A 23330-nucleotide genomic window follows, 5' to 3' on the forward strand; every position below is an offset into this window, starting at 1 on the left:
AAGAGATCCCCGGCATGACCGCGGAGGAAGCGTTCGCCGTGTTCGGTGCCGCCGCCCCCGAGGGGCGGCGTGCGGAGTCCGTCGAAGGGGAGATCCGTGCGATGCCGGCCGCCGACGGCCGGCGTGAAGAGATCGTGTCGGAGACCACCGGACAGGTCCGTGGACACCGCGGGCCGCGGCCGGCTGCCGCGACGGGTGCCGGCGTCAGGGCAGGAGTCGCCGCTCCTTCGCAACCGCCACCGCGCCCGCGCGGGTGTCGACGCCCAACTTGGCATAGATGCGCCCCAGATGGGTCTTCACCGTGGCCTCGCTGATGAACAGCGCACGGGCGATCTCCCGGTTGCCCAGGCCCCGGGCGAGCTGGCCCAGGATGTCGAGTTCGCGTGCGGTCAGCGCGGGGCGGGCGGTACCGCGCAGGTGGTCCATCACCCGGCTCGCGACCGGGGCCGACAGGGCGGTGCGGCCCTGGGCCGCGGAATGGATCGCGGCGAACAGCTCCTCGGGGCGTTCGGCCTTCAGCAGATAGCCGGTCGCTCCGGCCTCGATGGCCCGGGTGACGTCCGCGTCCGTGTCGTACGTCGTCAGGACCAGGACGCGCACGGCGGCGCCGGGCAGCGCCGTGATACGGCGGGTCGCCTCCACGCCGTCGATGCCCGGGCCCAGCTGCAGGTCCATCAGCACCACGTCGGGCGTCAGCTTCGCCGCCATGGCGGCCGCCTCCTCGCCGCTGCCCGCCTCGCCGACGACCTCGATGCCGGGCTCGCTGCCGAGGAGTGCGAGCAGTCCGGCCCGTACGACGGCGTGGTCGTCACAGAGCAGGATCCGTACGGTCATGACGACTCCGGGTTCACCGGGTTCACCGGGTTCACCGGGTGTTCGGAGTTCTCGGAGTTCTCGGGGTTCCGGGGCCTCCTCGGGGTCTCCAGCGGGATCGCGGCCGACAGCACCGTGCCCTCGCCGGGCGCGGACTCGACGGTCAGGGTGCCGCCCAGTTGCCGCGCCCGCGCCCGCATCGCGGGCAGTCCGTGGCCGCGGACGCCCCGGGCCGCACCCGTCGGCTCGAAGCCCCGGCCGTCGTCCGCGATGTCGAGGACGACCTGGTCGCCGAGGTACGAGAGGGTCAGCGCGGCGGAGCCCGCCTCGGCGTGCTCGCGAACGTTGGCCAGGGCGCCCTGAGCGATGCGCAGCAGCGCCGACTGGACGCGGTCGGGCAGCGGGACCGCCGCGCCGTCGATCCGGAAGCCCGCGGACTCGCGTTCGGCGAGTGCCCGCAGCGCCTCCTCCAGGCCCCCGCCCTCCGCGAGATCGACCGGTGCGAGGTCGTGGACGAAGCGGCGGGCCTCGGCGAGGCTGCGCTCCGTGATGGACTCGGCGGTACGGACGTGGCGCCGCGCGGCAGCCGGGTCCCCGTCCCAGACGCGGTCGGCGGCCTGCAGCAGCATCTGCTGGCTGGACAGCCCCTGGGCGAGGGTGTCGTGGATCTCCATGGACAGGCGCTGGCGCTCGGCGAGCGTGCCCTCGCGGCGCTCGGTCGCGGCCAGCTCACGACGGGTCCTGAGCAGATCGACGATCAGCGCCCGCTGCCGGGCGGAGAGGCGTTCGGCGTGGACGAAGACCGCGGTCGCGATGGCGGCGACCGCGGGCGGCGCGATCACCAGGTTCGGGTCGAAGCCGCCGTGCGCGAGCTCGAGCTGCGCGGCGACGACGAAGGCGGTGAGCAGGGCGACCAGTACGAGCGCGGCGCGCGGGGGGAGCGTGCGCAGACCGGTGTAGAAGAGGGGCACCGCGCACCAGGCGAAGCTCGGCGCGAGCACGACGAGGACCATCCAGACGGCGACGACGGTGCCCAGCCAGGCGAGGCGGCGGGGTGTCGCCAGGGAGCCGAGGACCGGGCCGAGGACGTACAGCCCCGCGAGTGCCGCAGAGAGCCCGATGACCCACGGGGAGCGGTCGCCCCAGGGATGCCGCAGCAGATAGCGCACGAGCGAGGCGCCCAGCAGCAGGAAGAACGCGGCGTGCATGACCCGTGCGAGCCACCGGGCGTCGGGGTCCGGGACGGGTGACCGGAGCTCGCCGGGGGTCTGGTCCACCGTCCACCACTCCTCGCCGAACTCCACGGACGTCCCCATCGTGACCCGGCGGGGCCAGGTGCGCATCAGCCGATCGGCTGACACGGACGTCGCCCTTCACGGTGGCCGGACGCATCCGCTCCGCCGACCGTAGGGGGCCGTGCGCGGCCCGAGGATCGATGGCGGGGCGACGAGCGTCGCCCCGCCCGCCCCGCCGACCGCCTCGGCCGGCCGACCTGCGGACCGGCCGCCGATCGCCCGCATGCCTGCACGGTCGGGTGTCTGTCTGCCCGCTGGCACGGATTCCCGGGGCCGGCTGTCCGCCCGTTCACCCGTTGAGGAGTGGTTGTCCCATGAAGAAGTTCTCGCTGCGTGCCCGCGTCCTGACCGTTGCCGTCGCAGCCGCCGCGCTCGGTGCCGGCACCTTGGGCGCGGTCTCCGCGAACGCCTCCGCCCCGGCCGCCGCCCTGCCGGCCGGGGCGGCGGCCGACGCCGCGAACCGCAATCTGCACCAGACCACGCATCTGACCGTCGCCGCGGCCACCGAGGCGGCCCAGGCCGTGCTGGAAGCCGCGCAGGACGAGAACCAGCGCGTGACCGTGGCCGTGGTCGACCGCAACGGCAACACCGTCGTCGTCCTCCGGGGCGACGGTGCGGGCCCGCAGTCGTACGAGTCCGCGGAGCGCAAGGCGTTCACCGCGGTCTCCTGGAACGCGCCCACCTCCGAGCTGGTCGAGCGGCTGCCGCAGGCGCCGAACCTGAAGGACATCCCCGGCACGCTGTTCCTCGGCGGCGGCGCGCCGGTCCGGGCGAAGGGGGCCCCGATCGCGGGCATCGGCGTCGCGGGTGCCCCGAGCGGTGACCTCGACGAGAAGTTCGCCCGTGCCGGAGTCGCCGCCCTCGCCCGGTAGCCCGCACGCCGTGCTGCCCGCGCCGGGGAGCACGGCCGAGGTACGGGAAAGGCGCGGTGCGCCGCACGTGCGGCAGATCACCGCACCGCCCGACGGAGTCGGACATTCCACACATAGGATCGCCATGTGGATCAGCGATGCCTCCTCCGTGCCCTGGTGCCCGTCGCCGCCCTCCTCGTGCTCACGGCTTCCGCCTGCACGGAGAGCGGCGCGGGCGCCGGCGCCGTCGGCAGGCCCGGAGCCGCGGGGCTGAGCGACCCGTACTTCCCCGGTCAGGGCAACGGCGGCTACGACGTACGGCACTACGGCCTCGACCTGGACTACGACCCGAAGTCGAACCGGCTCGGCGGCACCGCGAGCATCACCGCTCGGGCCACCCAGGACCTCAGCGCCTTCAACCTCGACCTGCACGGCCTGACCGTCGACGGCGTGACCGTGAACGGCGCACCCGCCGAAACCGTCCGCTCGGGCGACGAGCTCAGCGTCCGCCCGCGCGAGGCCGTCGTCGACGGCAGCACCTTCAGGACCGTGGTCCGGTACTCCGGCACCCCGAAGGCCGTGAAGGACCCGGACGGCTCCGAGGAGGGCTGGCTGAAGACCGAGGACGGAGCCCTCGCGCTCGGCGAGCCGCAGGGCTCGATGGCGTGGTTCCCCGGCAACCACCACCCCAGCGACAAGGCCACGTACGACATCACCGTCACCGTGCCGAAGGGGCTCACCGCCGTCTCCAACGGGGAGCTCAGGTCCCAGCGGCCCGTGGCCGGCGGGAGCCGGACCGCGTTCGCGTGGCACTCGCCCGAGCCGATGTCGAGCTATCTCGCGACCGTCGGCGTCGGCGAGTACGACGTGAGGACCTCACGCCCCGCGCGGGGCGTGCCCGAGTTCACGGCCGTGGACAGGACCGTCGCCGCTCAGAGCGAGAAGGTGCGCGCCCGTATCCCCGAGGTGCTGGAGTGGGCGGAGGAGAACTTCGGCCCTTACCCCTTCTCCTCCACCGGGGCGATCGTCGAGCGCGCGGACGACCTCGACTACGCGCTGGAGACGCAGACACGGCCCGTGTACCCGGCCGGCGCGTTCAACGAGGAGTTCCTCGTCCATGAGCTGGCCCACCAGTGGTACGGCAACTCGGTCTCGCCGAAGGCGTGGAAGGACGTGTGGCTGAACGAGGCCTTCGCGACGTACGCGGAGTGGCTGTACGACGAGGACTTCGGGGACGTTCCGGCGCAGGAGCACTTCGAGAAGGAGTTCGAGGACGACGGCAACTGGGCCTTTCCGCCCGCCGAACCGCCGACGGACGACCTCCTCGGGGCGCCGGTCTACGGGCGCGGGGCGATGGTCCTCCACAAGATCCGGCAGGCGGTCGGCGACGACGGGTTCTTCGCTCTGCTGAAGGACTGGCCGCGGGAGCACCGCCACGGCAACGCTTCCACGGAGGACTTCACCGCCTTCGTGGAGGAGGAGACCGGCAAGGACCTCACGGAGCTGTGGGACGTATGGCTGTACGGGAACGGCAGGCCCGCGAAGCCGTGAAGCCCGCCGGACGGCGGCCGCACCCGCCGTCCGCCGGACGTTCCGGGGCGTGGGTGCCGGAGGGGTGTGAGGTGCCGGAGGTCCCGGCCGGGACGGCGGACGGGACCTCCGGGGCGCGTGTGTCAGACGTTGACGCCGAAGTCCTGGGCGATGCCGACGAGGCCCGAGGCGTAACCCTGGCCGACCGCGCGGAACTTCCACTCCGCGCCGTTGCGGTACAGCTCGCCGAAGACCATCGCGGTCTCGGTGGCGGCGTCCTCGCTGAGGTCGTAGCGGGCGATCTCCGCGCCGCCGGCCTGGTTCACGATGCGGATGTAGGCGTTGCGCACCTGGCCGAAGTTCTGGCCGCGGTTCTCGGCGTCGTAGATGGAGACCGGGAAGACGATCTTGTCCACGTCCGCGGCGAGGCCGGACAGGTTGACGTTGATCTGCTCGTCGTCGCCGCCGCCCTCGCCGGTGCGGTTGTCACCGGTGTGGACGATGGACTGGTCCGGCGTCGACTTGTTGTTGAAGAAGACGAAGTGGCCGTCGGAGACGACCCTTCCGCCGTTGTTGACCGCGATCGCGGAGGCGTCGAGGTCGAAGTCGGTGCCGGTGGTGGTGCGGACGTCCCAGCCGAGGCCCACCGTGACGGCGGTCAGGCCCGGTGCCTCCTTGGTGAGCGAGACGTTGCCGCCCTTGGACAGGCTTACAGCCATGGGGAGGTGCCTTTCCTGGTCGAGTGCAGTGCGGTCGGGCTTCGTGCTTCCCGAAGCTACCGTCACCGTCCATAACGCGGACCGGGTGCCACCGGGTTCCCCGCGGTCGGTGAAAAGAACGTGACGCGGGCCGTCCGTCGACGCGACCATGGGACGTATGTCCGGGCCCTATCTCATCCGCGGCTCGGTCTCCCTGCCGGAGGCCGAGCTCATGTGGCGTTTCTCGCGGTCGTCGGGTCCCGGCGGCCAGCACGTCAACACCAGCGACTCCCAGGTGGAGCTGCGCTTCGACCTCGCGGCCACGGAGGCACTGCCGACCGTGTGGAAGGCGCGGGCGCTGGAGCGCCTCGCGTCCCGGCTGAACGACGGCGTGATCAGCGTCCGGTCGTCGGAGCACCGCTCCCAGTGGCGGAACCGGGAGGCGGCGGCGGTCCGTCTGGCGGCGCTCCTCGCGGAGGCCAGCGCTCCGCCGCCGCGCCCGCGACGGCCCACGAAGATCCCCCGCGGCATCAACGAACGCCGCCTGCGGGAGAAGAAGCGCCGGGGCGAGACCAAACGCGGCCGGAGCGCCCGCGACTGGTGACCGGGGCGAGCCCCCGTCACCCTGCTCATCCCCGGACCGTCTCCGGGCCCGGTCCGTCGGAGTTCCCGAGCCCGCTCCGTCGCTGTACCCGGCCCCGCCTGTCCGGACCCGCGCCCCCGGACGCGGGTCCGCGTCGTGCCCGGATGCGGCCCCGCGCCGGCCGGGCGTCCGCTCCGCCCCGTTGCCTTTCTCGTGGCCCCGAAACGGGGCTTCCGGCCCCGTCCGCCGGAGCCGCCGTACGTCAGCCCAGGTGCCGGTAGCGCCCCCGGAAGTAGGTCAGGGGGCCGCCGTCCGAACTGGGGAGGCCCGCCTTCAGGACACGGCCGATCACGAGGGTGTGGTCGCCGGCCTCGACGCGCTGCTCGGTGCGGCATTCGAGGACCGCCAGCGCCCCGCCCACCAGGGGTGAGCCGCACAACTCCCCGCGGGTGTAGGCGATGTCCTCGAAGAGGAGCCGGTCGCTGATGCGTCCCTTCATCGAGAACCGTCCAGCGATGTGCCGCTGGCTCTCGGACAGCACCGACGCGCCCCATGTGGGTTGTTCGGCCAGCAGGTCGTCCATGCGCGAGCCGTTGCGCAGGCTCACGAGGACCAGCGGCGGGTCGAGAGAGACCGACATGAACGCCGTCGCGGTCATACCGACGTCCTCGCCGCGCGGCCCGTCCTCGGTCAGGGGCGGTTCGTGCGCCGTGATCAGCACCACCCCGGCGGCCAGCCGGGACATCGCGGCACGGAACTCGTCGTCGCTCACCCCCTCAGCATGGAGGATGGTCGCGGGACTCGGGCTGGGACTCGTCTGCTGCACGGCCGAACGCTAACCTCGTCCCGCACCCCGTCACATCGGGCCGGAGGACCAGCCGGGTCCTAGGACTCCGGGCCGGGGGAGCACGCTCGGTCGACCGGCGGCCGGATCCCCGCCCCGCGCCCCCGGTGCCCGTCCGGATTTGCGTTCCGGAAGGACGGAAGGCCTCCGCGGCGCACGCCATCCCCAACATCATCTGTTGTGACTTGAGTCACAGAGACCGGTATTTGTTGACCCTGTGTACCGAGTGGGCAGCTCGCTGTGATTCAGTGGCGGGGACACTGCGCCGAAAGGGTGCACCAGCGAAGTCGATGAGGAACCTGGAGTCAGCTGTTCGAGGTCTCGGGGAGAGCGAGCGATGGAGACCGAGTCGGAGCCGTACGTCCGTCTTGCGACCCTGAGGCAGCTGCATCAGGTCGTGGCGAACCTCAACACGGCCCGCAGCCTGGCGGACACGCTGCAGACCGTCGCCGACGGCATCGTGGCCGGGCTGGGGTACGAGCTGGCATGCGTCAATCTCGTACGCCCTGACGGGGACCTCGTCGTCGCCGCCTTCGCCGGGAACACCGCGGCGGAGGCCCTGATCACCGGGCGCGTCGGCTCCCGGACCTCCTGGGAGCGCCGGCTCGGCATGGGCGAGGCCTGGGGCGAATTGCGCTTCATACCCCACACCGAGGGCTGGGTGCTGCTGGAGGACGACGTTCCGCAGTGGTACACGGAAGGCCCCGAGCCGCGCTTCGCGGGCGAGTGGCACCCCCAGGACCGGCTCTACGCGCCGATGTACGCCTCGGGCGGCGGGCGTGAACTGCTCGGCGTCATCTCGGTCGACAAGCCCCGCAACGGACGCCGTCCTGGCGCATGGGGCCAGGAAGCGCTCCAGATGTACGCGTCCCAGTCGGCGATTGCGATCAGCAACGCCCGGCTCCGAGCAAACATGCAGCGCGCGTTGGTCCGCCTGGAGCGCGAACAGCAGGCCCTGCGCGCCAGCGAGGAGTCGTTCCGGCAGGCGTTCGAGTACGCGCCGAGCGGCATGGCCATCGCGGAGATGGGTGGCGACCAGCAGGGCAGGCTGCTCCGCGCCAACGACGCCCTCTGCCGGCTGCTCGGCCGTCCCGCGTCGGCGATGCGCCGCTACTCCTTCGCCGATCTGGTCCACCCCGAGGACATCGGCACCCTGCTGAGGACCTCCGCCGAGGGCGGCCGCGCCGAGTTGCGCCTCGGCCGTCGCGACGGCACGTACGTCTGGGTGTCGCTGCGCAACTCCGTCGTCGCCGACACCGCCGACGGCCCCCGCTTCCTGCTCACTCACGTCGAGGACATAGAGGAGCGCAAGCGGCACGAGCTCCACCTCGCGCACCGGGCCAGCCACGACGCGCTGACCGGCCTGCCCAACAACGCCGAGCTGCGTGCCCGGCTCAGCGCCCGGCTGTGCGAGCGGCCCCAGGGGGTGCGGCAGGAGGCCGGCCGGGCCCTGGACGTGCCGGACTACCCGTACGGCGACTACGCGGACGGCGGCTACGGCGAGAACGGCTACGCGGGTGGATACGGCGAGGGCGACGCCGAGAGCACCTTCCGCACCGACGGATTCGACTTCGACGGGCCCGGCGTCCCCTACGACCACCATGTGCACGCCGTCGCGCCCGCCACGGACGGTGAGACCGACGACGGTACGAAGGGCCTCGCCGTGCTCTTCTGCGACCTGGACGGCTTCAAGTCGATCAACGACCGCTTCGGGCACAACACCGGCGACGCCGTCCTGATCGAGGTCGCGCGCCGACTCACCACCGGTGTGCGGGACGGGGACACCGTCGCCCGGCTCGGAGGTGACGAATTCGTCGTCCTCGCCGACGGCCTCGGTGCCGCCGACGCCGCCGACCTGGCCGTTCGCCTGCGGAACGCGATCATTCCGCCGATCCGGGTGGACGGAAGGGCGGTCCGGGTCGGGGCGAGCTTCGGAATCGGCTGGGCGGTCTGCGGAATGTCCGTCGAAGAGGTGCTGCAGTCCGCCGACCAGCGGATGTACATCGAGAAGCGGTCCCGGGCCAAGGTCCACAGACGCGCCGGATAGCGGAAAGGGGGGAACCGGTGGGGCCCCGAGCACCGTCCTTGGAATAGCTCAGACGGGGTAGGCTCGGCCGGTCGGCGACGGCTGGCGAGCAAGGATAGGAGTGACCCAGGGATGACGGCCGGGAACAACGGCGCGAGCAAGCCCGAGGACGACGATCCGTTCGGCTATCTGTACGCGGACGGGCAGCAGGCGGGCACCTCAACTCCCCGCCAGGGCGGCTACGGCTACCCCGGTCCGGCCGCCCAGCCCGGTGTGCCCAGGACGTCGTACAACCAGGTCAGAACGGTCGGCGAGCGCCAGTACGGGCAGCAGCAGGCCGGCCAGCAGTACGGCCAGGTCCCGCACCAGCCGCAGTACGGCCAGCAGCCCAGCCCCCAGTACGCGGCGCCGGAGACCTACCCCGGCGGCGCCCCGACCCGCCAGGTCCCCGTGCCCTCGGACGGCGGAGGCGGCCGGAGCCGCGGGCCGAACACCAGGGGCCTGCTCGTCGGCGCGGTCGCCGTCGTGGCCGTGGTGGTGATCGGTATCACCGCCGCGTTGATGACGAGCGGCGACGACAAGGCCGAGAACCCGCAGGCCGGCCAGAACACCACCGCACCCGCGGACGAGGTCGGCCCGAGCGAGGACCCGGCGAAGGACGACGAGGAGAAGCCGGCCGAGCTGCCGAAGCAGGACGCGGCGACGCTGCGCCTCGGCCCGCCGGCGGCGCTGGCGAAGGACATCAAGGGCGCGGAGGGCGCCGACGGCGCGTATGTGACGTTCAACGGCCGGGGCGGCTCGGCCAGCTGGTCGGTGGACGTCCCGGCCGATGGCGCGTACACGCTGTTCATCACCTACAGCGTGCCGGGCAAGGACGCCAAGACCTCGCTCACGATCAACGACGGCCAAGCCCGCTCGATCAACATGTCGAACTTCGCGAAGGCCGAAAAAGGCGACTGGGAGAAGGGCTGGACGCGCACCTACGCCTATGTCGACCTGAAGAAGGGCCCCAACACGTTGAAGATCTCGTGCGAGCAGGGCGACAAGTGCGACGCCCTCCTCGACCAGGTCTGGCTGGAAGCCGGTCAGTCCAAGGGCTGACCGGGCCACTGGCCGCCTCGGCCGGCACGTCGCCCCAGACTTTCCCGGGGCGGCGGAGCACGACCGTGGAAGGGTTCCGGATGAGCCGCGCGTCGTGGTCGGGTCGGCCCGTCTGTCGCTGCGGATGGTCCGCGAAGCACCGGGGACGGAGGCCGAGTTCAGCGACGACCACATCGCCCTGTCGGTGTTCCCGTTCGATGACCAGATGTTGGTAACGCCGCACGTCACGAACCTGCTCGGGCACGAGTCACCCATGCTGCACCTTCGACGCCTCGGTGATGACGGCCTGTACGACCGGTTCGCCCCGCACGTGGCGGCACTCTGGGAGACGGGCCGCCCGGTCTGGTCGTGAACGCGGGAAAGCGCCCCTTGCCCGACCGTGACGGCCGCGCAAGGGGCGGTATTCGTCAACATGCCCGCCCCGGCCCCGCCTGAGCGGCGACCGTGGACCTGTGACCGCCCTGCCGCAGGGGGCAGTCGGGAGCATGAGCAGAGCCGAATCGAACCGAGTCAACGAGCTCGGTCGTTCCCTGCCGAGTAGTTGACGTGAACTCCGGGCGAGAGGCCGCACTTGACGTCACGCCGTCGGGGCGTGCTCCGTCACCGTGATCCGGGAGAGCAGGTCCTCGTAGGAGGCGCGGTCGAAGTCTCCGGCCGTGGGGGCGAGGACGGTGGCCGTGGCGAGCGCCACGGCGCGGACGAGGCGGTCCGGCCAGGGGAGGGCCTCGACGAGGCCCGAGAGCAGCCCGGCCACGGCCGAGTCGCCGGCGCCGGTGGGGTTGCCGAGGACCTTTTCGGGCGGGGTTGCCTGCCAGATGCCCTCCGGCGTGGCGGCGAGGACGCCGTCGGGGCCGAGGGAGGAGACCACCGTGCGGGCGCCGCGGCGGCGTGCGGCATGCGTGGCGCGCAGCGGCTCGCGGGATCCGGTGAGCTGGGCCAGCTCGTGGGCGTTCGGCTTGACCAGGTCGGGGCGGGCCGCGATGCCGCGGCGCAGCGGTTCGCCGCTGGTGTCCAGCAGGGCCGGAACCCCGACCGCTCGGGCTCGGCGGACCAGCTCGGCATAGGCTCCGACGTGGATGCCCGGCGGGAGGCTGCCGCACAGCGCGACCGCTTCGGCCTTGCGCAGCAGCGAGTCGTACGTGGTGAGGAACGCGGCCCATTCCTCGGGAGTGACCGTCGGGCCCGGCTCGTTGAACTGGGTGGTGTCACCGGTTGCGGCGTCGACCACGGCGATCGTGCGCCGGGTGTTCCCGGCGACCGGCACGAGCGCGTCGCGCACGGGCAGCCCGGCCAGTCGATCGCGCAGGGTCTCGCCGTTGGGGCCGCCGGCGAAACCGGTGACGACCGCCTCGTGGCCGAGCGCGGCCAGCACCCGGGCGACGTTCAGCCCCTTGCCGCCCGGGCGTTCGCCGACCTCGGAGACCCGGTGGGAGCTGTGCGGGACGAGGGAGGGGACGCGGTACGTCAGATCGAGGGCGGTGTTCAGCGTGACCGTGAGGATCACCGTGACACCCCCTGAGCATGCGTTCGCCTTCGCCGGACGGGTCCTGATCATGCCAAAAACCGAGCGGTTGGCCCAGTCCCCCCGTAGGCCGGCCGCCCCGACCCGCCGCACTCCGGCCGTTATGGCTCGACCACCCACGCGCCCTTGCGCATCACTCCCTTGAGCATGAAGTCGGCGTCCAGCACGACGAGATCGGCGTCCTTGCCGGGCTCGATCGACCCCACCCTGTCGTGGAGGCCCAGCAGCCGTGCCGGGTTCGCGGAGATCGCCTGGACGACGTCCTCCACGGGCAGTCCGTCGACGGTCGCGGCCCGGCGGAAAACGGTGTCGAGGGTGAGGGTGGAGCCGGCGATCGAGCCGCCCTCCACGAGCCGGGCGACGCCCTCCTTGACCTCGACCTCCAGTGGCCCGAGGTGGTAGACGCCGTCGCCGAAGCCCGCCGCGTCCATCGCGTCCGTGATGAACGCGACCCGCGCGGCACCCGCGCGGTGGAAGGCCAGTTCCAGCGCCGCCGGGTGCAGATGCGTACCGTCGTTGATCAGCTCGACGGTGACCCGTTCGTCCTCCAGCAGTGCGGCGATCGGCCCGGGTGCCCGGTGGCCGAGGGCGGGCATGGCGTTGAAGAGGTGTGTGGCGACCGTTGCGCCCGCGTCGATCGCCGCGACGGTCTGCTCGTAGGTGGCGTCGGTGTGCCCGACCGCGGCGATCACGCCGTGCTCGGCGAGCAGCCGTACGGACTCGATCCCGCCGGGCAGTTCGGTGGCGAGGGTCACCATCCGCGCGGTGCCGCGGGCGGCGTCGAGCAGCTTGCGCACCTCCGCCGGGTCGGGGTCGCGCAGCAGTTCCCCGCTGTGGGCGCCCTTGCGGCAGGGCGAGATGAACGGGCCCTCGAAGTGGATGCCGGCCAGGTCGCCCTGCTCCACCAGCTCCGAGAGGAATCCGGCGCGGCGGGCCAGGAAGTCCATGTCGCCGGTCACGGTGGAGGCGACCGTCGTGGTGGTGCCGTGCTCGTGGTGGGTGCGTACGCCGGTGAGCACGTCCTCGGCCGACCCGGAGGTGAACGAGGCTCCTCCGCCGCCGTGGTTGTGCATGTCCACGAAGCCGGGTACCAGCCAGCGGCCGGACAGGTCGACGCAGGGGGCGTCGGCGGGGGCGTGCCCGGCGATCCGGGTCCCCTCGACGGTCACCCGCCCGTTCTCGACGACCCCGGTGGGCAGCACCACCCGGGCGCCTGTGAGAACCATCCGGTCGGCCATCAGCCGGTTACCTCCGTGGTGAGTGTGTCGGACGTGTCGAGCAGGTCCCAGGCGAGGAGCCCGGCGCCGAGGCAGCCGGCGGTGTCCCCGAGGGCCGCCGGGACGATCGTGGGCGGCTTCTGGAAGGTGACGCGTGTCTCCACCGCGGCCCGCAGCGGTGTGAACAAGGTTTCTCCTGCCTCCGCCAGCCCGCCACCGACGATCAGCGTCCGGGGGTCCAGCAGGGTGAGGGCGGTGACCAGCCCGTCGGCGAGGGCGTCGACCGCCTGCTGCCACACGTGTGCGGCGGTTCCGTCCCCGGATGCGACGGCCTTGGCGCAGTCGGCCGCGTCGGCCTCCGGGTCGCCGCTCGCGGCCGCCCACGCGCGGGACACGGCGGAGGCGGAGGCGAGGGTCTCCAGACAGCCGCGCTGTCCGCAGCCGCACTCCGGGCCGCCCGGCCGGACGACGATGTGGCCGATCTCGCCGGCGCAGCCGTGCGCGCCCTCCTCGATCGCGCCGCCGATGCCGATGGCCCCGGCGATGCCCGTGCCGAGCGGGACGAACAGGAAGCGGTCCGTGCCGCGGCCCGCCCCGATGCGGCCTTCCGCGAGACCGCCGGTGCGGACGTCGTGGCCGAGGGCGACGGGCACCCCGCCGAGCCGTTCGCGGAGCAGTGCGCGCAGCGGGACGTCGCGCCAGCCGAGGTTGGCCGCGTAGACGGCGACGCCGTGCCCGGTGTCGACGATGCCGGGCACCGCGACACCGGCTGCCACGGCGCTCCGGCCGTACCGTTCCTCGCCGTGGGCGCGCAGCTCCGCTGCGAAGCCGAGGACGGCCTCGACGACGGCCTCGGGCCCGCGCTCCCTGCCGGTCGCCCGGCGTGCCTCGTACAGCAGCGTGCCGTCCGCCCCGACGAGGGCGGCCTTCATCCCGGTGCCGCCCACATCGAGGGCGATGACGTGTCTCACGGGTACAGTCTCGCGCGCCGGACCAGAAAAGGTCTAGTCCACTACTCGGATTGTTGCGCGCGTATACAAAGCGGTGACCGCTCCCGTTTCGCAATCCTCCGTAGTGTGGTGTAGACCTCTACCTTTAAGGATCAAGCACAACAAGGTGGGGAACAGAGCGTGCAGCGGCGCTACATCTCTCTGGTGGCGGCGGGGGTCGCACTCGGTACGGCCATCGCCCTGACGGGGTGCGGCAGCACGGGGGGATCGGACGACGTGACCCTCCGGCTGGTCGCCGCCGACTACGGGAACGGCGCGGAGCACTCCTCGCGGAAGTACTGGGACGAACTCGCGGACCGGTTCGAGGCGGGCAACCCCGGCGTCACGGTCGACGTCGAGGTCCACTCCTGGAAGGACGTCGACCGCGAGGTCGCCGAGATGGTGGCCGGCGGCAACGCCCCGGACATCGCCCAGATCGGGGCCTACGCCGACTACGCCAACGAGAACAGGCTGTACCGTGTCGACGAACTCGTCACGATCCCCACGCAGGCCAACTTCCTGCCGGAGCTGAGCGAGGCGGGCCAGACCGGGCGGGTGCAGTACGGCCTGCCGTTCGCGGCCAGCACGCGGCTGCTGTTCTTCAACGAGAAGCTGTTCGCCGACGCCGGCGTCGAGGCCCCGGCAGACTGGCCGCAGCTGCGTGCCGCGGCGGAGCGGCTGAAGGCGCGCGGGGTGAAGTACCCCTTCGCCCTGCCGCTCGGCTCCGAGGAGTCCCAGGCCGAGACGATGATCTGGATGCTGAGCGGGGGCGGCGGCTACCGCGACCGCAACGGCGGCACCTACGACATCGACTCCAGGCAGAACGTCGCCACGTTCACCTGGCTGAAGGACAACCTCGTCACCCCCGGGCTCACCGGACCCGTCGCGCCCGGGAAACTCGACCGCGCCCATGCCTTCGAGGCGTTCACCCGCGGCGAGGTCGGCATGCTCAGCGGCCATCCCACCCTCATGCAGCAGGCCGAGAAGAAGGGCATCCGGGTCGGGATGGTCCCGATGCCCGGTGCGGACGGCAGGGCCCGGGCGTCGATGGGCGTGGCGGACTGGATGATGGCGTTCAAGCAGAACGGCCACCGCAAGGAGATCGGCCGCTTCCTCGACTTCGCCTACAGCGACACGAACGTCCTGGAGTTCTCCGAGCGCTACGACATCCTCCCGGTGACGGTGAGCGCGAGTGAGGCGATGGCGGCGGACGACAGGCACAAGCGCCTCTGGAAGTTCCTCGAGGCGCTGCCGACGTCCGAGCTGTACCCGTCCGGCGAGACGTCCTGGGCGAAGGTCAGCGCGAGTGTGAAGCGGAACATCGGCGACGCCGTCGCGCCGCAGGGAGACCCGGCGGCGGTGCTGAGCCGGATCGCCGACGACGCGGCGCAGGCGGAGAGCGAGACGGACGCGGAATAGCGCGGGCGGTCTTCCGGGCCGCGTCCCGGCCCTCGTCCGCGGTCGGAGGTCTCGGGGCGGCGGCGGGGCGTTGCGGTCGGCACCCCCCGGGTTCCGCTCGGCGAACGGGGTGGGGAGAGCGGGGCTTTAGGGACGGGCCCGGTCTCCGATCCGGGGCAGGTCCCGGGCGGGACACGTGCCGCGTCGCGCCCCTGCCGGCGCCGGGCGTGCGCCCGGCGCGTAGAGGTCTGGCCGGAATCACCCGTTCGCCCGGCGCACTGCGCTGTCCGGGGGGACGGTTATGTTGCTGATATGACCGACGACCTCGACGACCTCCCCGCGCGAGACCGCGCCGTGCTCGCCTTCGAGCGGGCGTCGTGGGCCGGGCCCGGCGCCAAGGAGCGGGCGATACGGGAAGAGCTCGGCATCTCCCCCACCCGCTACTACCAGTTCCTCAACGCCCTTCTGGACGACCCGCGCGCCCTCGCCCACGACCCCGTGACGGTGAACCGCCTGCGGCGGGTCCGGGAAGCGCAGCGGGCGCGGCGGTGACGCGCCGGGGAGTGCGCCGCGCGCCGTAGCTGAGCGGGAGCCGCGTCGATAGGGTCGGACCATGGGCAGCTACTCCAACGCACTGCCGGAACCGACCACAGCCGCCGGCCGTGAGGGGCTCGCCGCGGTCCTCGAACGGCCCTCGGAGAGCGTGGTCGCACTGGACTTCGACGGGACGCTGGCGGAGATCGTCCCGGATCCCGAGCAGGCGAGGGCTCATCCCTCGACGGTGCCCGCGCTGGCGCGACTCGCGCCGCTCGTGAGGTCGGTCGTCGTGGTGACCGGCCGGCCTGCCGGGGTCGCCGTCCGGTACGGCGGGTTCGCCGGCGTCGAGGGTCTGGAACACCTCGTCGTCCTGGGGCACTACGGTGCCGAGCGGTGGGACGCCGTCAGCGGCACCGTCCACGCCCAGCCCGAGCACCCGGGCGTCGCCGCGGTACGGGCCGGGCTGCCCGGCCTCCTCGACTCGATGGGGGTGTGGCGGGGCACCTGGATCGAGGAGAAGGGCCGCGCGGTCGCCGTGCACACCCGCCGCGCCGACGACCCGCAGGCCGCCTTCGAGGCGCTGCGCGAGCCGATCGCCGATCTCGCCGCGCGTCACGGACTGATCGTCGAACCGGGCCGCCTCGTCCTCGAAGTGCGCCCGCCGGGCGTCGACAAGGGCATCGCCCTCGCCGAGTACGTCCGCGAGGTGAACGCCTCCGCGGTGGTCTACGCCGGCGACGACCTCGGTGATCTGGCCGCCTACGCGGCCGTGGAGAAGCTCCGTTCGGACGGAGTGCCCGGACTGCTCCTCTGCAGCGGCGGCGAGGTCCCCGAACTCGCCGAGCGCGCCGACCTCCCGCTGCCGGGCCCCGCCGCCGTCGTCGGGTTCCTCGCCGCCCTGGCGGACCGCATCGAGCAGCGCGCCTAGTGCTGTGACCGGAAGGGTTCACCGGCTCGCGGCGCCCGGCACGGTACCTCGCGGGCGGTGTCGGAGGCGCCCGAGTACGCCCGGTACGAGGGCGATCCTCCGTCTTGCGATGCACCGCACCGTACGCCGCGAGCTTCCCGGCAAACCTTTCCGGCCACAGCACTAGGTCGGCCCGTGCCGACCTCGGCGGACGCGGCACCGGTCGCATGCCCGGGCGGACGGCGTCCGGCGCGGGCCCGGTCGGGCCCGTGCGGCAGGGCGAAGCCCGGAACGCGCACCGGCGTGTGCGTGCCCGGTACGCGGGGGGCGTGCGCGTGCGGAAGCGCCGCTCGCCACCGGGAGGCCGGGCGCACCCGCCCCGTGTCAGTCCGCCTCCGTGACGCCCTCGTCCAGCGCCTCCAGCGTGTGCAGCTGGTCCAGGAACCACTGCTGCGGTGGCAGCGCGGTCGCCGCCGCAGCCAGGCGCTTGCTGCGCTCCGCGCGTTCGGCGTCCGGCATGGACAGCGCCCGGTGGAGCGCGTCGGCCGTGCCCGTCACGTCGTACGGGTTCACCACCAGCGCGTCGTCGCCGAGTTCCGCGTACGCGCCCGCCTCGCGCGACAGCACCAGTGCGCAGCCCGCCTCGGAGACGACGGGGATCTCCTTGGCGACGAGGTTCATCCCGTCGCGGATGGGGTTCACGAGGGCGACGTCCGCCATTCGGTACGCCGCCAGCGAGCGGGCGAAGTCGTCCTTGACGTGCAGGAGCACCGGGGTCCAGCCGGGCGTCCCGTACCGGGCGTTGATCTCCTCAGCGACCCGGGAGACCTCGGCCGTGTAGTCGCGGTACACGGCCAGGTCCTGGCGCGAGGGATAGGCGAAGGCGATGTGCACGACCCGCTCGCGCCATTCCGGCCGTTCGTCCAGCAGCGTGCGGTACGCGAGCAGTCCGCGCACGATGTTCTTGGACAGCTCGGTCCGGTCCACGCGCACGATCGTCTTCCGGCGGCCCGGTCCGCGCTCGTCGCCGCCGATCTGCTCGCGCAGTGCGGCCATGCGCTCGTCCACGTCCGGCCTGCGCGAACGCTCCCGCAGGAAGTCCGCGTCGGCGCCCAGGCCGTGCACCCCGAGCTCGGTCCGCCGCCGGCGGTGCCCCCGCAGCCGGTACTCGAGGCTGGGCGGCCCGTCCTTCGGCCAGTGCGGGTCCACGTCGTGGTCGGCCAGGACCCGGCGGCAGCAGTCCTGGAAGGCGCCGAGCCACCGCTGGGTCAGGAACCCCAGCCGGTTCGCCCCGAGCATCCCGAGGAGCAACTGCTCGGCGATGTCGTCCGGGAGCATCCGGAAGTAGTCCGGCGGGGCCCACGGAGTGTGCGAGAAGTGGCCGATGCGCAGATCGGGCCGCAGGTCCCGGAGCATGCCCGGTACCAGGGCGAGGTGGTAGTCCTGCACCAGTACGGCCGCGTCCGGGGCGGCCGACTCGGCCAGGGCCTGCGCGAAGGCCTGGTTGTACGCCTCGTACGCCACCCACTGGCGCCGGAACTCGGCGTCGAAGACGGGCTCCAGCGGTGTCTGGTACAGCATGTGGTGGACGAACCACAGGACCGAGTTCGCGATGCCGTTGTACGCGTCGGCGTGTACGGCGGCGTCGATGTCCAGCATCCGCACGCCCGGTTCGCCGACCCCGCGCCGTACCGCCTCGCGGTCCCCGTCGCCGAGTGCGGAGCACACCCACAGGGCGTCCGCCTCGGGGCCGATGGCCGACAGCCCGGACACCAGTCCGCCGCCGCCGCGCCGTGCGTCGAGCGTGCCGTCCTCCCGGAAGGCGTACGTGACGGGGCCCCGGTTGGAGGCGACGAGAACTCGTGCGGCGTGCCCGTGCTCAGAGACCATGTCGCGAAACCTAGCCCTTCCTGGAACCGCTCAAACGTACGGCGGACTCCGTGGCCGGAGACCGCCGGAGATCGTCGGAGACCTGCCCACGATCGTTGGAGGCGCAGCCGGTGACCGGCTGCGCGCCGACCCGGGCGACCACCGGGGACCGGGCTCGGGACACGTGACGCCCCGGTCCGGGTTGTCGGTCGGCCCGGGCCGCCTGCCGCCCGGCTGGGACCGCCGTTCCGGCGCGGTCACTCGCCGTCCCGGACCCGCCACCCCGGCCGGGGACCGTCGCGCGCGGTCCCGGACCGCCCGCCCGCCCGGTCACGGGCCGTCCCCCCGGCGACGGCCCGAGACCGGTGGCGCGCACCCGGTCAATGGTTTCCCCGGTCGCGCGTGGCCGCGAGCGCGATGGCGCCGGCGGCCGAGAGCGCCAGGGCCACTCCGCCGAGCAGCCAGAGCCGCTCGCTGTCGTGGCCGGCCGCCGCGATCTGGCCGACGGCCCCGCTGCCGCTGCCGTGGGCCGGGGCACCGGCCTGTCCGGCGCCCGCCGCGTTGCCGGGGCCGCCGGGGGCAGGCGGCACGCCCGGCCCGCCCCGGGCGCCGCCCTCGGCGTCCTCCTCCAGACCGTCCTCATGGCGCTGTTCGAGGCTGTGGTCGTGACTCTCCTCGTCGCCGCGGTCGGTCCGGGGAGCCCCGAGCTCCCCGACCTCCTCGGCCACGGGCGCCGCCGTGCACCGGGCGTCCCTGGTGCCGGTGGCGCAGTTGGACCGCGGGGACTGGACCTCCAGGCCGCCGCCGAGCTGCCCGTCGCCGCCGTCGCCGCCGTCCTCGCCGCCCACGGTGACCGAGTAGGTTACGGTCGCCGTTTTCCCGGCCGGGATGGCACCCGAGTACGAGAGCACGGGCTCGGCGTACACCACCCGGCCGAGGGTGGTCCGGGCGTTGCGGTCGTAGACGGCGTCGTCGAGGGTGCCGCCGAGATCGTCGGTGAAGCGCACGTCGGGGAGGTCCCGCTCGCCGTTGTTCGTCGCCCTGATGGTGAACGTGAGGGTGTCCCCGAGGGCGACCCTCTTCGCCGACGCAGTCTTGGTGATCTCCAGATCGGGGGCCGGCGCCGACAGGGCGGCAGCCGCCGGCACGAAGCCCGTCGTGACGGCCGCGGCACCCGCGGTGACCGCCAGGGCCCCGAGGAACCGGGGCCGATCGCCTCTGCTGCGCCCGCGGTCCCTCGTCAGGTCCTGGCCGGACACGGCCCGAACGGAACGGAAGACCCGAGCACGCTGTGAACTCGAATTGCCCATAAGTCCGAAATGTAGGCAATCATTCCGGCTGGGCCGTGTTACGCCGCGCCCGTGTTGCGCCGCCCCGCCCGGCTCGCGTACTCGGCGATGTCCGCCATCGGCGGACGCTCCTCCGTGTCCACCGCGTGCGTCCTCGGGACGAAACCGCCCTCGCCGCGCTCGAACTGGGTCAGTGCCGGGCGGACCAGGTGCCCGCGCGAAAGGCGCAGCTGGGCCGTGCGGTAGATCGCCGCCGCCATCCGGCCCAGCGCCTGCCCGTCCTGGTGGCGGTGCAGCCGCACGCCTACGTCCACCTGCGCCAGCGCGTCCAGGCCCACCGTGTGCAGCGCGTCCACCAGCAGGCCCAGCTCCACCCCGTAGCCGACCGGGAAGGGCAGCCGCTCCAGCAGCGAGCGCCGCGCCGCGTACTCCCCGCCGAGCGGCTGGACGAATCCCGCGAGCTGCGGCCAGTGCAGATTGAGCAGGGGGCGCGCCACCAGCTCGGTCACCCTCCCGCCCTGGCCGGGTGCGTCACCGAGCGGCCGGTCGTACATCGCCTTGACGAACTGCACCTCGGGGTCGGTCAGCAGCGGTCCGACGGTCCCGGACACGAAGTCCGCCGAGAACTCCTTCAGGTCGGCGTCCACGAAGCAGACGACGTCGCCGACGGTCGCCAGGAGGGAGCGCCACAGCACCTCGCCCTTGCCGGGCACGGCCGGGACGCGCGGGAGTATCGCGTCCCGGTGCACCACCCGGGCGCCTGCGCGTGCGGCGACCTCGGCGGTGCGGTCCGTCGACCCCGAGTCGACGACGACCAGCTCGTCCACGAGCGGCACCGCGTCGGTCATCAGGTCGCGCCGGATCACGGCGACGATCTCCCCGACCGTCGCCTCCTCGTTCAGTGCGGGGAGCACCACGCTGACCGTGGTGTCCTGCTTGGCGGACAGCAGCCGGTCCAGTGGGCGGTCCGCCATCGACCAGGACCGCCGGGCCAGCCAGCGCTCCACCTCTTCCAGCACGTGATCTCCATCTCGCGGATCGGACGACCATCTCAAGCGTCCGGGGGTTCGGTTACAGTCTTGAACAACGCGGACCGCCGATGCATGTCGGGGTCGCCGCGCCGAGACAATCGAATCGAGACAATCGAATACCGCTCATCCAGAGGGGCAGAGGGACACGGCCCGTTGAAGCCCCGGCAACCCTCCAGCCGATCTCGCCGCCCATCGCGGCCGAGGCTCACGGCTAGGGAAGGTGCCAATTCCGTCTCGCGGTGAAACGCACCGCGGGGAAGATGAGGAGAAAGGGCCTCGCCTCCATGGCTGTGCAGACTGTTGCCACCACCGATTCTGCCGACACCGTCGATCTGGGCCCCGCCTCCGGGCTCTCCTGCCGCGAGTGCGGCGAGCGCTTCGCCCTCGGTCCGATCTTCGCCTGCGAAGCCTGTTTCGGGCCGCTCGAAGTCGCGTACGACCTGCCGAGCGGCGACGCCGAGGAACTGCGCAAGCGGATCGAGAGCGGTCCGGAGAACATCTGGCGCTACGCGCCGCTGCTGCCCGTGCCCGCCGACGTGGCGAGCAAGCCGAACCTGAACCCTGGCTTCACCAAGCTCGTCCAGGCCGACAACCTCGCCCGCGAGCTCGGCGTCACCGGCGGACTCTGGGTCAAGGACGACTCCGGCAACCCGACCCACTCCTTCAAGGACCGGGTCGTCGCCCAGGCGATCGAGGCCGCCCGGGCCTTCGGCTTCACGACCCTCTCCTGCTCCTCCACCGGCAACCTGGCCGGTGCCGTCGGCGCCGCGGCCGCGCGCGCCGGCTTCCGCTCGTGCGTGTTCATCCCGCACGACCTGGAGCAGGGCAAGGTCGTCATGGCCGCCGTCTACGGCGGAGAGCTGGTCGGCATCGAGGGCAACTACGACGACGTCAACCGCTTCTGCTCCGAGCTCATCGGCGACCCGGCGGGCGAGGGCTGGGGCTTCGTCAACGTCAACCTCCGCCCGTACTACGCCGAGGGCTCCAAGACGCTGGCGTACGAGATCTGCGAGCAGCTCGGCTGGCGGCTGCCGGACCAGATCGTCATCCCGATCGCCTCCGGCTCCCAGCTCACCAAGATCGACAAGGGGCTCCAGGAGCTGATCAGGCTGGGTCTGGTCGAGGACCGGCCCTACAAGATCTTCGGCGCCCAGGCCGAGGGCTGCTCCCCGGTGTCCGTGGCGTTCAAGGCCGGCCACGAGGTGGTCAGGCCGCAGAAGCCGGACACCATCGCCAAGTCCCTGGCGATCGGCAACCCGGCGGACGGTCCGTACGTGCTCGACATCTGCCGGCGCACCGGCGGTGCCGTCGAGGACGTCACCGACGAGGAGATCGTGGACGCGATCAAGCTGCTGGCCCGCACCGAGGGCATCTTCACCGAGACCGCGGGCGGTACGACCCTCGGTGTGGCGAAGAAGCTGATCGAGGCCGGAGTGATCGACCCGGCCCTCACGACGGTGGTCGTCAACACGGGTGACGGCCTCAAGACCCTCGACGCGGTGGCCCCGACCACGGGTATGTCCGCAGTCATCCGCCCGAACCTGGACTCCTTCCGAGAGGCTGGCCTCGCATGAGCGTCAACGTCCGCATCCCCACCATCCTCCGCACCTACACGGGCGGCCGGGCCGAGGTCCCGGCCGAGGGCGCCACCCTCGCCGAGGTCATCGCCGACCTGGAGAAGAACCACACGGGCATCGCGGCCCGGGTCCTGGACGACCAGGGCAAGCTGCGCCGTTTCGTGAACGTGTACGTCAACGACGACGACGTGCGTTTCGAGCAGGGCCTGGAGACGGCGACGCCGGACGGTGCCGGGGTGTCGATCATCCCCGCGGTGGCAGGCGGCTGATCGCCACGCAGAGTCAGCAGAAGCGCCCCCTCCGCAAGCTCGGCGGAGGGGGCGTTTCTGCATGGTTGAGCGCGATAGAGTTGGGGAAGCCCCCTCCGCTGCGTGTGCCAGGCGCATATGAGAATGCGGTCGCGCACGACAAGAAACAGCCAAAGTGTTCGAGCGTGATGCGCAATAAGTGCGCTTTGCCCGGCCCGACTTGCCCGGGAACGCTCACATTTCTGCTAATTCATCCTTTCGGTCCTGCCCGGAATTCTCGTCCGATTGACCTGTTGCAGACGGCAGTTGGACAGATACATTCAGCCGCGGTCGACGCGTTCCGGCGCACATCCATGGGTCATCCGTATGCCCCTCCGGGCACCGGGGGACTCCGCTGGGTGAGGTCTGACCCGGGTCCGCGAAGTGCGGTCCTGTGCAAGGGCCAGTAATAGGGGAGTTAGGCATGGCTCAGGGCACCGTCAAGTGGTTCAACGCGGAGAAGGGGTATGGCTTCATCGCGGTCGACGGTGGTGCGGATGTTTTCGTCCACTACAGCGCGATCCAGATGGACGGATACCGCACCCTGGAGGAGGGTCAGCGAGTCGAGTTCGAGATCTCGCAGGGCCAGAAGGGGCCGCAGGCGGACATGGTCCGCGTAGCCGGCTGAGCGCCGACTGACTGCAGCAACGTGACGGAGGGTCCGTGCCAGGGGCGCGGACCCTCCGTCGTGTCCGGGGCCGCTTCCGCCGCGGCCGTGTCCGGGGCCGCCTTCCGCCGCGGCCGCACCGCTCGCCGCCGTGCGCGGGTCATGGTTCCGGGTCGGGCCGGACCGCTCGCCGCCGTGCGCGGGGTCGCGACCTGCGACGTGTGCGGGCCGAGGCTGCGCCGGGTCCGGGTCCGGACCCATCCGCCGTGTCCTGATGGACGCCCGAGTCGCGGTCGCGCCTTGCACTCGCCGGGTCCGAGTGCTAATCATTGGCGTTAGCACTCTACGAGTGAGAGTGA

22 protein-coding genes and 1 riboswitch are annotated in these 23330 nt (G+C 72.3%); of the genes, 12 read left to right on the forward strand and 10 right to left on the reverse strand.

The genetic code is table 11. From position 1 onward, the window contains the following. Positions 1–204 precede the first annotated feature (204 nt). Positions 205–834 carry a response regulator gene (locus QMZ92_RS24485; RefSeq protein WP_283299623.1) on the reverse strand — a complete coding sequence of 210 codons (630 nt, stop codon included), beginning with the start codon at positions 832–834 and terminating at the stop codon, positions 205–207. Continuing rightward, the gene (locus QMZ92_RS24490; RefSeq protein WP_283299649.1) at positions 831–2021 is read right to left on the reverse strand and encodes a sensor histidine kinase; all 1191 of its coding nucleotides are present in this window, start codon (positions 2019–2021) and stop codon (positions 831–833) included. Before QMZ92_RS24490 ends, QMZ92_RS24485 begins: the two co-directional genes overlap by 4 nt. Before the next feature lie 401 nt (positions 2022–2422). Here QMZ92_RS24490 and QMZ92_RS24495 point away from each other — a divergent pair, with 401 nt between their 5' ends. Both QMZ92_RS24495 and QMZ92_RS24500 read left to right on the forward strand, forming a co-directional pair. Continuing rightward, positions 2423–2980, forward strand: a complete 558-nt coding sequence (locus tag QMZ92_RS24495; RefSeq protein WP_283299624.1) for a GlcG/HbpS family heme-binding protein — start codon at positions 2423–2425, stop codon at positions 2978–2980. Between the two features lie 126 nt (positions 2981–3106). Beyond that, positions 3107–4510 (forward strand): M1 family metallopeptidase, encoded by a 1404-nt coding sequence (locus QMZ92_RS24500; RefSeq protein WP_283299625.1) that lies wholly within the window; start codon positions 3107–3109, stop codon positions 4508–4510. Between the two features lie 122 nt (positions 4511–4632). Here the strand turns inward: QMZ92_RS24500 and QMZ92_RS24505 are convergent, their stop codons facing one another. Then, on the reverse strand, positions 4633–5208 hold the full coding sequence (locus QMZ92_RS24505; RefSeq protein WP_269729706.1) for a TerD family protein: 576 nt from the start codon (positions 5206–5208) through the stop codon (positions 4633–4635). Between the two features lie 148 nt (positions 5209–5356). Between QMZ92_RS24505 and arfB the strand changes: the two genes are divergently transcribed. After that, complete coding sequence (gene arfB / locus QMZ92_RS24510) at positions 5357–5791, forward strand: alternative ribosome rescue aminoacyl-tRNA hydrolase ArfB (protein WP_283299626.1); 435 nt, start codon at positions 5357–5359, stop codon at positions 5789–5791. 241 nt (positions 5792–6032) lie between these two features. Here the strand turns inward: arfB and QMZ92_RS24515 are convergent, their stop codons facing one another. Then, complete coding sequence (locus tag QMZ92_RS24515; RefSeq protein ID WP_283299627.1) at positions 6033–6542, reverse strand: flavin reductase family protein; 510 nt, start codon at positions 6540–6542, stop codon at positions 6033–6035. Positions 6543–6951: 409 nt separating this feature from the next. Between QMZ92_RS24515 and cdgB the strand changes: the two genes are divergently transcribed. From cdgB to QMZ92_RS24530, 3 genes are all read left to right on the forward strand, one after another. Beyond that, entirely contained in the window at positions 6952–8661 is a 1710-nt protein-coding gene (gene cdgB, locus QMZ92_RS24520) for a diguanylate cyclase CdgB (RefSeq protein ID WP_283299628.1), read from the forward strand. A 111-nt stretch (positions 8662–8772) separates the two neighbouring features. Then, complete coding sequence (locus QMZ92_RS24525; protein WP_283299629.1) at positions 8773–9741, forward strand: carbohydrate-binding protein; 969 nt, start codon at positions 8773–8775, stop codon at positions 9739–9741. Positions 9742–9835: 94 nt separating this feature from the next. Next, positions 9836–10093, forward strand: coding sequence for a hypothetical protein (locus tag QMZ92_RS24530; RefSeq protein ID WP_349307758.1), 258 nt, complete (start codon positions 9836–9838; stop codon positions 10091–10093). Between the two features lie 225 nt (positions 10094–10318). On the opposite strand, the gene QMZ92_RS24535 is transcribed toward QMZ92_RS24530, so the two are convergent. The 3 genes from QMZ92_RS24535 to QMZ92_RS24545 form a co-directional block, all read right to left on the reverse strand. Then, positions 10319–11245: a 1-phosphofructokinase family hexose kinase gene (locus tag QMZ92_RS24535; RefSeq protein WP_283299650.1), complete on the reverse strand. Its 927-nt coding sequence runs from the start codon at positions 11243–11245 to the stop codon at positions 10319–10321. Positions 11246–11364: 119 nt separating this feature from the next. Further along, positions 11365–12501: an N-acetylglucosamine-6-phosphate deacetylase gene (nagA, locus tag QMZ92_RS24540; RefSeq protein ID WP_283299630.1), complete on the reverse strand. Its 1137-nt coding sequence runs from the start codon at positions 12499–12501 to the stop codon at positions 11365–11367. Next, positions 12501–13451 (reverse strand): ROK family protein, encoded by a 951-nt coding sequence (locus QMZ92_RS24545; protein WP_283299631.1) that lies wholly within the window; start codon positions 13449–13451, stop codon positions 12501–12503. The genes nagA and QMZ92_RS24545 overlap by 1 nt, the downstream gene beginning before the upstream one ends. Positions 13452–13610: 159 nt before the next feature. On the opposite strand from QMZ92_RS24545, the gene QMZ92_RS24550 reads away from it, so the two are divergent. The 3 genes from QMZ92_RS24550 to otsB all read left to right on the forward strand — a co-directional run bounded on the left by QMZ92_RS24550 (position 13611) and on the right by otsB (position 16332). Beyond that, entirely contained in the window at positions 13611–14888 is a 1278-nt protein-coding gene (locus tag QMZ92_RS24550; RefSeq protein WP_283299632.1) for an ABC transporter substrate-binding protein, read from the forward strand. 291 nt (positions 14889–15179) lie between these two features. Then, entirely contained in the window at positions 15180–15419 is a 240-nt protein-coding gene (locus tag QMZ92_RS24555) for a DUF3263 domain-containing protein (RefSeq protein ID WP_138054541.1), read from the forward strand. 61 nt (positions 15420–15480) lie between these two features. Beyond that, a complete protein-coding gene (gene otsB, locus QMZ92_RS24560; RefSeq protein WP_283299633.1) occupies positions 15481–16332 on the forward strand; it encodes a trehalose-phosphatase in 852 nt (283 codons plus the stop codon). 363 nt (positions 16333–16695) lie between these two features. On the opposite strand, the gene QMZ92_RS24565 is transcribed toward otsB, so the two are convergent. From QMZ92_RS24565 to QMZ92_RS24575, 3 genes are all read right to left on the reverse strand, one after another. Next, positions 16696–18201 carry an alpha,alpha-trehalose-phosphate synthase (UDP-forming) gene (locus QMZ92_RS24565; protein WP_283299634.1) on the reverse strand — a complete coding sequence of 502 codons (1506 nt, stop codon included), beginning with the start codon at positions 18199–18201 and terminating at the stop codon, positions 16696–16698. A 359-nt stretch (positions 18202–18560) separates the two neighbouring features. Beyond that, a complete protein-coding gene (locus QMZ92_RS24570) occupies positions 18561–19439 on the reverse strand; it encodes a DUF11 domain-containing protein (RefSeq protein WP_283299635.1) in 879 nt (292 codons plus the stop codon). 89 nt (positions 19440–19528) lie between these two features. Beyond that, positions 19529–20488: a glucosyl-3-phosphoglycerate synthase gene (locus tag QMZ92_RS24575; protein ID WP_283299636.1), complete on the reverse strand. Its 960-nt coding sequence runs from the start codon at positions 20486–20488 to the stop codon at positions 19529–19531. A 132-nt stretch (positions 20489–20620) separates the two neighbouring features. Then, positions 20621–20767, forward strand: a riboswitch (SAM riboswitch). Positions 20768–20784: 17 nt separating this feature from the next. On the opposite strand from QMZ92_RS24575, the gene thrC reads away from it, so the two are divergent. The 3 genes from thrC to QMZ92_RS24590 all read left to right on the forward strand — a co-directional run bounded on the left by thrC (position 20785) and on the right by QMZ92_RS24590 (position 22992). Next, positions 20785–22074: a threonine synthase gene (gene thrC / locus QMZ92_RS24580; RefSeq protein ID WP_283299637.1), complete on the forward strand. Its 1290-nt coding sequence runs from the start codon at positions 20785–20787 to the stop codon at positions 22072–22074. Further along, positions 22071–22346, forward strand: coding sequence for a MoaD/ThiS family protein (locus QMZ92_RS24585; protein WP_283299638.1), 276 nt, complete (start codon positions 22071–22073; stop codon positions 22344–22346). The genes thrC and QMZ92_RS24585 overlap by 4 nt, the downstream gene beginning before the upstream one ends. 442 nt (positions 22347–22788) lie before the next feature. Beyond that, on the forward strand, positions 22789–22992 hold the full coding sequence (locus QMZ92_RS24590; protein ID WP_003986833.1) for a cold-shock protein: 204 nt from the start codon (positions 22789–22791) through the stop codon (positions 22990–22992). Positions 22993–23330 lie beyond the last annotated feature (338 nt).

The sequence above is a fragment of the Streptomyces sp. HNM0645 genome (assembly GCF_030056615.1).
Lineage (GTDB): Bacteria > Actinomycetota > Actinomycetes > Streptomycetales > Streptomycetaceae > Streptomyces > Streptomyces marianii.

Bases quoted from the DNA above. Each gene is read 5' to 3' on its own strand.
- thrC (WP_283299637.1), top strand. From the start codon at position 20,785: ATGGCTGTGCAGACTGTTGCCACCACCGATTCTGCCGACACCGTCGAT.
- QMZ92_RS24525 (WP_283299629.1), top strand. From the start codon at position 8,773: ATGACGGCCGGGAACAACGGCGCGAGCAAGCCCGAGGACGACGATCCG.
- QMZ92_RS24495 (WP_283299624.1), top strand. From the start codon at position 2,423: ATGAAGAAGTTCTCGCTGCGTGCCCGCGTCCTGACCGTTGCCGTCGCA.
- QMZ92_RS24555 (WP_138054541.1), top strand. From the start codon at position 15,180: ATGACCGACGACCTCGACGACCTCCCCGCGCGAGACCGCGCCGTGCTC.
- QMZ92_RS24485 (WP_283299623.1), bottom strand. From the start codon at position 834: ATGACCGTACGGATCCTGCTCTGTGACGACCACGCCGTCGTACGGGCC.
- QMZ92_RS24505 (WP_269729706.1), bottom strand. From the start codon at position 5,208: ATGGCTGTAAGCCTGTCCAAGGGCGGCAACGTCTCGCTCACCAAGGAG.
- cdgB (WP_283299628.1), top strand. From the start codon at position 6,952: ATGGAGACCGAGTCGGAGCCGTACGTCCGTCTTGCGACCCTGAGGCAG.
- otsB (WP_283299633.1), top strand. From the start codon at position 15,481: ATGGGCAGCTACTCCAACGCACTGCCGGAACCGACCACAGCCGCCGGC.
- QMZ92_RS24490 (WP_283299649.1), bottom strand. From the start codon at position 2,021: ATGCACGCCGCGTTCTTCCTGCTGCTGGGCGCCTCGCTCGTGCGCTAT.
- QMZ92_RS24585 (WP_283299638.1), top strand. From the start codon at position 22,071: ATGAGCGTCAACGTCCGCATCCCCACCATCCTCCGCACCTACACGGGC.
- QMZ92_RS24590 (WP_003986833.1), top strand. From the start codon at position 22,789: ATGGCTCAGGGCACCGTCAAGTGGTTCAACGCGGAGAAGGGGTATGGC.
- nagA (WP_283299630.1), bottom strand. From the start codon at position 12,501: ATGGCCGACCGGATGGTTCTCACAGGCGCCCGGGTGGTGCTGCCCACC.
- QMZ92_RS24565 (WP_283299634.1), bottom strand. From the start codon at position 18,201: ATGGTCTCTGAGCACGGGCACGCCGCACGAGTTCTCGTCGCCTCCAAC.
- arfB (WP_283299626.1), top strand. From the start codon at position 5,357: ATGGGACGTATGTCCGGGCCCTATCTCATCCGCGGCTCGGTCTCCCTG.